Origin of the sequence: Leucobacter alluvii (assembly GCF_039530485.1) — a bacterium.
GTDB classification, from domain to species: Bacteria; Actinomycetota; Actinomycetes; order Actinomycetales; family Microbacteriaceae; genus Leucobacter; species Leucobacter alluvii.
The window spans coordinates 75215-83842 of the sequence record NZ_BAAAOP010000002.1; the positions used below are offsets into that span (position 1 = coordinate 75215).

9 protein-coding genes are annotated in these 8628 nt (G+C 68.2%); 5 read left to right on the forward strand and 4 right to left on the reverse strand.

The window, feature by feature from the left end; genetic code table 11:
- Window positions 1-89: 89 nt before the first annotated feature.
- From ABFX18_RS01915 to ABFX18_RS01925, 3 genes are all read right to left on the reverse strand, one after another.
- Entirely contained in the window at window positions 90-905 is an 816-nt protein-coding gene (locus ABFX18_RS01915) for an anti-sigma factor (protein ID WP_346057194.1), read from the reverse strand.
- Window positions 902-1501, reverse strand: a complete 600-nt coding sequence (gene sigK / locus ABFX18_RS01920; RefSeq protein ID WP_249290809.1) for an ECF RNA polymerase sigma factor SigK — start codon at window positions 1499-1501, stop codon at window positions 902-904. Before sigK ends, ABFX18_RS01915 begins: the two co-directional genes overlap by 4 nt.
- Window positions 1502-1567: 66 nt before the next feature.
- Complete coding sequence (locus tag ABFX18_RS01925; protein WP_346057195.1) at window positions 1568-3289, reverse strand: cytochrome c biogenesis protein CcdA; 1722 nt, start codon at window positions 3287-3289, stop codon at window positions 1568-1570.
- 290 nt (window positions 3290-3579) lie between these two features.
- Here ABFX18_RS01925 and ABFX18_RS01930 point away from each other — a divergent pair, with 290 nt between their 5' ends.
- Entirely contained in the window at window positions 3580-4254 is a 675-nt protein-coding gene (locus ABFX18_RS01930; RefSeq protein WP_090145672.1) for a fasciclin domain-containing protein, read from the forward strand.
- A 291-nt stretch (window positions 4255-4545) separates the two neighbouring features.
- Here the strand turns inward: ABFX18_RS01930 and ABFX18_RS01935 are convergent, their stop codons facing one another.
- Window positions 4546-5556, reverse strand: coding sequence for an NADP-dependent oxidoreductase (locus ABFX18_RS01935; RefSeq protein ID WP_090145675.1), 1011 nt, complete (start codon window positions 5554-5556; stop codon window positions 4546-4548).
- Window positions 5557-5677: 121 nt separating this feature from the next.
- Between ABFX18_RS01935 and ABFX18_RS01940 the strand changes: the two genes are divergently transcribed.
- From ABFX18_RS01940 to ABFX18_RS01955, 4 genes are all read left to right on the forward strand, one after another.
- Window positions 5678-6259, forward strand: coding sequence for a TetR/AcrR family transcriptional regulator (locus ABFX18_RS01940; protein WP_346057196.1), 582 nt, complete (start codon window positions 5678-5680; stop codon window positions 6257-6259).
- 35 nt (window positions 6260-6294) lie between these two features.
- Window positions 6295-7440, forward strand: a complete 1146-nt coding sequence (locus ABFX18_RS01945; protein WP_346057197.1) for an AAA family ATPase — start codon at window positions 6295-6297, stop codon at window positions 7438-7440.
- A complete protein-coding gene (locus ABFX18_RS01950) occupies window positions 7437-8066 on the forward strand; it encodes a Pr6Pr family membrane protein (RefSeq protein WP_346057198.1) in 630 nt (209 codons plus the stop codon). The genes ABFX18_RS01945 and ABFX18_RS01950 overlap by 4 nt, the downstream gene beginning before the upstream one ends.
- A 79-nt stretch (window positions 8067-8145) precedes the next feature.
- Complete coding sequence (locus ABFX18_RS01955) at window positions 8146-8358, forward strand: heavy-metal-associated domain-containing protein (protein WP_090145687.1); 213 nt, start codon at window positions 8146-8148, stop codon at window positions 8356-8358.
- The last annotated feature ends 270 nt before the right edge of the window (window positions 8359-8628 follow it).

Consider the following 8628-nt stretch of genomic DNA (forward strand, 5'->3'; position numbering starts at 1 on the left):
GACGAAAGCGCGTTTCGTGCTCTGTTCCTGTGAGGAGAGCGCACGAAACGCGCTTTCGGTGGGCATGTGTCTGCGCGCCCGCGGCCGGCTCAGGCCGAAGCTACCACCACGATCGGATCGGTGGTCGGGGCGCCCGTGGGCGACCCGCCGCGATCCTCGACCGTCACCGCGAGCGCATCGCCGGGTGTGAACCCCTCGGCGAGCACCGCAGCGCCGCCGTTCGCGTCGGCATGCATGACGCCGAGCGAGATCGGCTGATCGCCGCGTACGAGCCACACCTCGTAATCGTGATTCTCGGGCGCCGCCTCCATGCCGTCCGTCATGAACACGGCCTGCTGCGTGGAGTCCGACCAGTGCAGCGTCGCTTCCGCCGATCCGACGCTGACCGTCGTCGACTGCGAGTCGGGCGCCGACTCGACCTGCTGCAGGGCGACCGAAACGGGATCCTGCGGGGCCACGATTCCACCCATCGGCAGCGCGAGCGCGATCGCGAGCAGCACCGCGACCGACGCCGCGAGCCCGAACCAGGCCGCCTTGCGGCGCGAACGCTTGAACGCCAGCTCCGGATCATCCGGCTCCTCGATCAGCTCCGGCACCAGATCGCCCGGGCGGGCGGGCGTCGTTCGAGGCGTCGGAGTCGCCTCCGCGCGGGGCTCGGGCTCGTGACCGGCCTCGAACTGCGGCGAGCGCGCGATCAGATCGAGGATCGCGGCGCGGGCTCCAGCGGGCGGCGCGACCTCGGGCGTCGAAACGGCGATGGCCCCGACCGTCTCGCGATCCTCGTCGACGACCTCGAGCCATTCTGGATGAGCTGCCAGCGCCTCCGAGAAGCTCTGCTCCTCTTCCGGGGAGAGCGCATGCAGGGCGCGGGCAGCGGAGAGCTCGCGGAACTGTTGCTCGTTCATCGCGTCGCCTCCATTTCTTTCCTGAGACGGGTCAAACCGTCTCGAATTCTTGATTTGATGGTGCCGAGCGGTGCTCCGAGGAGCACGGCGATCTCGCTCTGGCTGTACCCGCCGAAGTAGGCGAGCACGATCGCGCGGCGCTGAGGCTCGGGGAGTTCGCTGAGGCCGTGCACGGCACGCGTGCCGTCGATCATGAGCTCCACCTCCTCATCGACTGCCGGCTGCGCTTCGGCCAAGTCGCGCGTACCGGCGGCGAGGTCCCTGCGGCGGGACGCCTGCGAGGCGCGGACACGATCCACCGCTCGCCGGTGGGCGATCGTGAGGAGCCACGTGCGAGCCCGGCCCCGTTCCGGATTGAACGAATCCGCGGTCTGCCACGCTTCGAGGAAGACCTCCTGCAGTACCTCCTCGCTCTGCGACCGGTCGACCAGGACCCTGAGGATCAGACCGAACACTCGGGCCGAGAGCAGATCGTACAGCTCGGCGAAGGCGCGCTGGTCTCCCACCGCGGCGCGTGCGAGCGCCCTATCCGCCGGATCGACGCTCGCGCCGTCCTCCGGTATTTCCACCCCGTCAATGACCATCACACTCAGCATGCCTCATTCACCTCCACTCTGCCTTCGTCTCGTGCCTCGAGTCCAAATCCGTTATGCGATCGGGGCCTACCCGAAGGTGAACGAGTAGACCTGCACGCCCTGGGGAACCTGCACATCGAGCGTGCCCTCGGCCGGATCATCCGCCTCCACCACTCGGTAGGAGCGCGGCGTTCCGTCGATCTCGATGGATCGGGTGCCACCGCCCTCGACCGCGACCTCGATCGTGCCGCTGCCCGCGATGACGGCTCGCACCTCCTGGCCGCGGTAGTCGAGGCGGATGTTCGCCTCCGAATCGTCGGTCGGAGTCACGTACTGCGTCTCGATCGTCCACTTGCCGTCGAGCGCGAACGTGTCCTGCTTCTGATCCTTCGGGAACTCGTACTCGCCCTCACCGGCCCGGTAGTCGCCGGGGCCCGCGAAGTTGCGGTCCTTGGACGAGCCGAGGAACGTCTCAGGGCTGGTGCTGCCGACCTCCGGCGTCGCATCCGAGATGTTGGTCTCAGCGGGCAGCTCCTCGTCGGGATTCGCATCCTCGAGCAGTTCTCGCATGAGCTTCTCGGTGGTATCGTAGTTGCCCTCGCCGAACGAGATGTGTCGCACCGTGCCCTCCGCATCGATCAGGTAGTGGGCGGGCCAGTAGCGGTTGCGGTAATTCGTCCAGGTCGAGAGATTGTTGTCCATGGCGACCGCGTACTCGATGCCGAAGTCCTTGATGCCGGCCTCGACGTTCGACTGCTCCTTCTCGAATGCGTACTCTGGCGAGTGGACGCCGATCACCTTCAGTCCCTTGTCGCCGTAGGCCTCATCCCAGGCGACCACGTGCGGGATCGAGCGCTGGCAGTTGATGCAGGAGTAAGCCCAGAAGTCGATGAGCACGACCTCGCCCTGCAACTCGTCGAGATCGAGCGCCTCGCCGCCCTCCGTGTTCAACCAGTTGTCGATGCCCTTGATCGAGGGCGCCTTGCCGCACGACGCGAGCTCGTCGGCGTCGTTCGCGCACTTGTCGAGATCGCGATTCTCGTCGGTGACGAGACCGCCCAGATTCAGGGCGCTCTTGCCTGCGTCGCTCTCGGCCAGATCCTTCTGGATGCCGGCCGTGTAATCGGGCAGCAGACGCTGCAGCGCCTGCGGCACGTTGAACGCGAGCCCGACGGCGAGGGCGATCAGGGCGACGCCGCCGACGATGCGCAGCGTGCGCTCGCGTTTGCGGAAGCCGCGGATGCGCTGGGCGACCTTGCTGCCGGCGAGCGCGAAGACGAGCAGCGGCAGCGCGACGCCGATCGCGAAGGAGAAGGTGAGCAGGACGGTCTCGATGCCGATCTGGCCGGTCGCACCCGCCACGATGATCGCACCGAGCACGGGGCCGGCGCACGGCACGAATACCGTTCCGAGCGCGAGACCCATGCCGAACCCGTTGCCTCCCTCGCCGACCTTGCGGCGGGGCAGCCGCTGGAACGGCTTCTCGAGCAGCTGCTCGAACCCGGGGAAGAGCATGCCGACGCCGATGATCAGCAGAACGGCGACGCCGGCCCAGCGGATCGCGCTCTGCGGAATGTTCAACAGCCCGAGCAGCACCGATCCGAGCAGTGTCACCACTGAGAAGCTCAGCACGAGCCCCGCGATGATCCAGAACGGGCGGCTGCGCTTCGCCGGAATGACCTCCGGCGCCTTCCCCGGCGCGGCCGGCTGCGCGCCGGCCGTCAGGAAGATCACCGGCAGTACCGGGAGAATGCACGGCGAAATGCCGGTGATGAGTCCGCCGAGCAGACCGATAAGCACGATGTCCATGAGAAGCCTTCCTATTGCGAGGTACTTCGGAGCGGAGCGCCGATCGGATGGGTCTGAGGCCAGGAGAGCTCGGGTCTCGTGCGGGCCTCACTGCGGATGCCGGGCCAGCAGTTCTTGTCCGCGCGCGGGCGCGCGCGAGGGCGCGCACGCTCCCGCGATCCCGCGCACGGACACGACACCGCGAAGGCACCCGGAAAACTTTTTCGATCAATTTCCCATCCGACCGCGGGAGGGCTCCGAAGACGTTTACAAGCCGCGGAAATCTGCGGATCTCATCTCGAGGAGGAACCATGTTCACCAAGAAGAAGACCCTCGGCGCCGCGTTCGCAATGACGCTTGTCGGCGCCGCAATGCTCACCGGCTGCTCCATGGGAGCGTCGGACGAAGCCGCCGAAGACCAGACCACGGAGCAGATGGAAGAGACCCCCATGGAGGAGCCGGCGGAGTCGTCGGACGCCATGGATCCGGCAGCGAACCTGGTCGGCCCCGGCTGCGCGGCATACGCTGAGGCAGTGCCAGAGGGCGACGGCTCGATCCAGGGCATGTCGCAGGATCCGGTCGCAGTCGCGGCATCCAACAACCCGATGCTGAAGACGCTCGTCTCGGCGGTCAGCGGTCAGCTGAACCCTGACGTCGACCTCGTCGACACCCTGAACGGCGACGAGTTCACCGTGTTCGCACCGGTGGATGACGCCTTCGCGAAGATCGACGCCGGCACCATCGATACGCTGAAGACCGATAGCGACCTGCTCAGCAGCATCCTCACCTACCACGTGGTGCCCGGCCAGATCGAGCCGGCTGACATCGCAGGCATGCACACCACTGTGCAGGGCGCTGACCTCGAGGTGACCGGCTCGGGTGACGAGATGATGGTCAACGACTCGAACATCATCTGCGGCGGAGTCCAGACCGCGAACGCGACCGTGTACCTGGTCGACACCGTTCTGATGCCCCCGGCCAAGTAATCTCGCCGGTGCAGTAATCCCGGCGTGAGAGCCAGCGCAGCCGCGGCTCGATCGCCCGCAAGGCCAATGTGTCCGTCGCTCGCACAGGAGAGGCGGGCACATTGTTGTTCGCAGTGACACGCAGCGCCCGGGCCCCGAGGATGGGGTCCGGGCGCTGCGTCGTCTGCGGACGGCGGATGGGGACGGACGCGAGAGCGCGATCCGGCGCCATTCGCACTGAGCGGCGAGCATCAACTGCGCTTTCGAGCTGATCGCTCGCTCGGAGAGATGCCCGCGGCGGATCTCGCCGCCTTACACGCGCACGAGCATCTTGCCCACGTTCGCGCCGCGCATCATGTCGAGGAACGCGTCGACGGTGTGGTCGATGCCGTCGACGATCGTCTCGTCGTACGCGATCTTCCCAGCGGCGAACCATTCGCCCATCCGCTGCTGGAACTCGGGCGCGTGCTGCAGATGCTTGCCGACGGTGAAGCCCTCGAGCTTCAGGGCGCGTGTGATGAGATTCGCCATGTTGTCGGGCCCCGGGGTGGTCTCCGAGGTGTTGTACTCGGCGATCGCCCCGCAGAGCGCCGCGCGGCCGTCGTCGTTGAACGCATCGAGCGCCGCTTCGAGGTGGTCGCCCCCCACGTTGTCGAAGAAGACGTCGATGCCGTCGGGAGCTGCGGCGGCGAGTTGGCCGCGCACGTCGCCGTCCTTGTAGTTGAAGGCCGCGTCGTATCCGTACTTCTCGGTGAGCAGCGCCACCTTCTCAGCGGATCCCGCCGAGCCGATCACCCGCGCCGCTCCGAGGAGCTTCGCGATCTGGCCCGCCGCTGTGCCGACCGCTCCCGCGGCGCCCGAGATGAAGACGGTCTCGCCTTCGCGCAGGCCGGCGATGGCGGTGAGACCGACGTACGCCGTGAGGCCCGTCATTCCCATGATGTGGAGGCGCAATGAGAGCGGCACCCCGTCGATCTCCGGGACGACGCGGAACGTCGCTGCGTCTGCCTGCACCAGGTCCGACCACCCGTGCTGGTGGAGCACGACCGCGCCCTCTGGCACCTCGTCAGAGGCGGAGGCCACGACTCGGCCGATGGCGCCGCCCTGGATCTGCTCGCCGAGCGCGTACGGCGCGACGTAGCTGCGCGCGTCGTTCATGCGGCCGCGCATGTAAGGATCGACCGACACGAACTCGTTGCGCACGCGCACCTCGCCCGGCTGCAGTTCGCCGAGTTCAACCTGCACGGTGCGGAAGTCGTCGTGCGTGGGCCAACCGCTCGGGCGGGAGACGAGCTGAATCTGTGTGCTGACGGGTGCGGTCACGTGGAACCTCCAGAGTGTGCGGGCGATCCTGCGCCCTCGGATGCCGGCTCGGAACGAACCGGGCTATATGGAACAGTCGTTCCAATATATACTGGAACGATCAGTCCTGAAAGGCGCACTCATGGCACGTACAGCTTCCTTCGACCGCGACGCAGTCGTGCGCGCCGCGATGGACGCCTTCTGGACGACCGGCTACGAGGGCGCCGGGATCGCCGACCTCGAACGGGCCACCGGGCTGCGGCGCTCGAGCATCTACAACAGTTTCGGCTCGAAGCGCGGACTCTTCGACGCTGCCGTGGAGCAGTACCTCGACGACGTCATCCGCCCCCGCTTGAAGCCGTTGACGGCAGCGTCGGTCTCACCCGATGCCGTCATCGGCTACCTGGCGGGACTGCGCGACGCCTTCGCGGATCCCGCGTCGCTCGCCGCGCGCAGCGGGTGCATGCTCATCAACACGGCCGGCGCTCCGATCGGCGAAGACGCGGCGGTCGCCGCATCGGTCTCGGCGTACCGCGACGAACTGCGCGCAGCCCTCAAGCGCGGCATCACCGCCCGGCTCCCCCGCCTCGACCCGGGTGCGGCGGATCGCCTCGCCGACGCCTGCACCGGCCAGGTGGTGGCGGCACTCGCGCTCGCTCGCATCGACCGGAGCAGTGCGACCGCGGCCGTGGATACGGCGCTCGCCCTCATCGCGGCGGCGTAGCGGCGATTGTCGGGGGCCGCTGCAAGAATGCAGCCATGCTCACCACATTCGCGGTCTCGGGGTACCGATCGCTCGTCGACCTGATCGTGCCACTCGACCGGCTCACGATCGTCTCGGGAGCGAACGGCACCGGCAAGTCCAATCTGTACCGGGCGCTGCGTCTGCTCGCGGCAGCCGGCGAGGGTCGCATCGTGGGGTCGATCGCCCGGGAAGGCGGGCTCGCGAGCGTGCTCTGGGCGGGTCCAGAGGTGTCGCGTCGCGCATCGGGTCCGATCAAGGGCGCCTCCCCGGGGCGCCCGGTCTCCCTCAGGCTGGGCTTCGGGTCGGATGAGTTCGGCTACCTCACCGATCTCGGCCTGCCGCAGCTCGACCGCGGCCGCAGCTTCTTCACGCAGGATCCGGAGGTGAAGCGGGAGCAGGTCTTCGTCGGGCCGTTCGCCCGGCCGGCATCCGTCATCGTCGATCGCACGCGTGCGGCGGTGCGCGTGCGAGACGACGGATGGCGCGTGCTGCAGCAGACCCTCGGCCCCGGGCAGAGCGTGCTGCTCGATCTCGAGGACGCGACCGCACTGCCCGACACGCTCCGCCTGCGGCATCGCATGGCGCAATGGCGCTTCTACGATCACTTCCGCACCGACCGCGACGCCCCGGCCCGCGCTCCGCAGGTCGGCACGCGCACGCGGTGGCTCAGCGATGACGGTGCCGATCTGGCCGCGGTCTGGGCGACCGCGATCGAGGCGGCGCAGGATCACGATCTGACCGATGCCGTCTCCGACGCGTTTCCGGGGTCGCGCGTCTCGATCGACGTCGTCAGCGGCGTGTTCCGCCTCATGCTCGGTCAGCCCGGCCTCCTCCGGCCGCTCTCGACGGCGGAGCTCTCCGACGGCACCCTGCGATACCTGCTGCTCTGCGCGGCGCTGCTGCCGGCCGATCCGCCGCCGCTGATCGTCGTCAACGAACCGGAGGCATCGCTCCACGAAAGCCTGATCCCGGCGCTCGCCTCGCTGATCGCGACCGCGGCGAACCGCACGCAGGTCGTCGTCGTCACCCACTCGAGCGTACTGCGCCAGGCGCTCGAAGACGCGGGTTCCGCCATCGAACTCGTCTCCGACGGGGACGGCACGGAAGTCGCGGGCCAGGGTCTGCTCGACGTGCCGCGCTGGGAATGGCCGAAGCGATGAGCCGGGCACCCGTGACCGTCGCCTGGGCGCGCATCGCCGTCGGCGCGATCGTCATCGTCATTCTCTGCACCACGTACCTGCAGGGCGTGGGCGGCATGAACCCATTCGATTTCTTCGGCTACTTCACGAACCTCACGAGCCTGCTCTCCGCCATCCTGCTCATCGCACTCGGTAGCAGCGGAGCGCGGAAGCGCCCAGCACCGCGCTGGGCCGCGACGGCGCGCGGGGTCGCCGTCACGTGCATGCTCATCGTCGGCGTGATCTACAACGCACTCGTACCGGGCACCGGCGCGGCGCCTCCGTGGGTCAGCGCCGTGCTGCACATCGTGTTCCCGGCGCTCCTCCTGCTCGACTGGATCGGCGTCGGCGATCGCCCGCCGCTCCCGTGGCGCCGGTTATGGCTGGTGCTGCCGTATCCGCTCGCGTGGATCGGGGTCGTACTGGTGCGCGGCGCGACCGACGGGTGGGTGCCGTACGGGTTTCTCCTCCCGGAGCGCGGCGGGGGAGCGCTCGTCGGCACGATCCTGGGGCTGCTGATCGCGCTGCTCGCGAGCGGCGCGCTGGTCTGGTCGCTGAGCCGCGTCCGGCTCTCGGCGGGCCGCCGCGCGCTCCGGAGGGACTCCTGACGCCCTTGCAACATACCCCCACAGGGTATACTGTCGACGTGAAGGAGCACTCCGTCCCTCACCTCGAAGGAGCATACGCATGGCTACGACTGCATTCACCGTCACCGGAATGACCTGCGATCACTGCGAGCGCGCAGTGCGATCGGAAGTCGGCGAGATCGCTGGAGTCACCGGCATCTCGGTGAGCGCGGCCTCCGGTCAGCTCAGCGTCACGACCGCAGGAGACCCGGTCGACACCGCTGCCGTACTCGCGGCCGTCGACGAAGCCGGGTACACCGCGCAACTCGCCTGAGCCGCGCCAGGTACGTGCTGCGGCCCGCGGGCAGACCCAGCCGACTGCACGCACCTCGCTGCGCCACCGGCTCATCGGCTCGATCGTGCTGTCGGCCCCGGTGATCCTGCTCTCCATGACCCCCGAGTCGGGCGGTGTCACGGCTTCCGTCGGTGAACAGACGGGACTCGGTCAGCGGACGGGCTTCGGTGAGGCTGGAAACCCGGCGGTTTCATGTGGTCGTTGCAACACCCAGCGTGTGTGGTGTCTCTGAGAGTAACGCTTCTAACG

What these genes read in the sequence shown, in the direction of transcription:
- ABFX18_RS01955 (WP_090145687.1), top strand. Translation starts at nt 8,146, where the DNA reads ATGGCTACGACTGCATTCACCGTCACCGGAATGACCTGCGATCACTGC.
- ABFX18_RS01930 (WP_090145672.1), top strand. Translation starts at nt 3,580, where the DNA reads ATGTTCACCAAGAAGAAGACCCTCGGCGCCGCGTTCGCAATGACGCTT.
- ABFX18_RS01925 (WP_346057195.1), bottom strand. Translation starts at nt 3,289, where the DNA reads ATGGACATCGTGCTTATCGGTCTGCTCGGCGGACTCATCACCGGCATT.
- ABFX18_RS01950 (WP_346057198.1), top strand. Translation starts at nt 7,437, where the DNA reads ATGAGCCGGGCACCCGTGACCGTCGCCTGGGCGCGCATCGCCGTCGGC.
- ABFX18_RS01940 (WP_346057196.1), top strand. Translation starts at nt 5,678, where the DNA reads ATGGCACGTACAGCTTCCTTCGACCGCGACGCAGTCGTGCGCGCCGCG.
- ABFX18_RS01915 (WP_346057194.1), bottom strand. Translation starts at nt 905, where the DNA reads ATGAACGAGCAACAGTTCCGCGAGCTCTCCGCTGCCCGCGCCCTGCAT.
- sigK (WP_249290809.1), bottom strand. Translation starts at nt 1,501, where the DNA reads ATGCTGAGTGTGATGGTCATTGACGGGGTGGAAATACCGGAGGACGGC.
- ABFX18_RS01945 (WP_346057197.1), top strand. Translation starts at nt 6,295, where the DNA reads ATGCTCACCACATTCGCGGTCTCGGGGTACCGATCGCTCGTCGACCTG.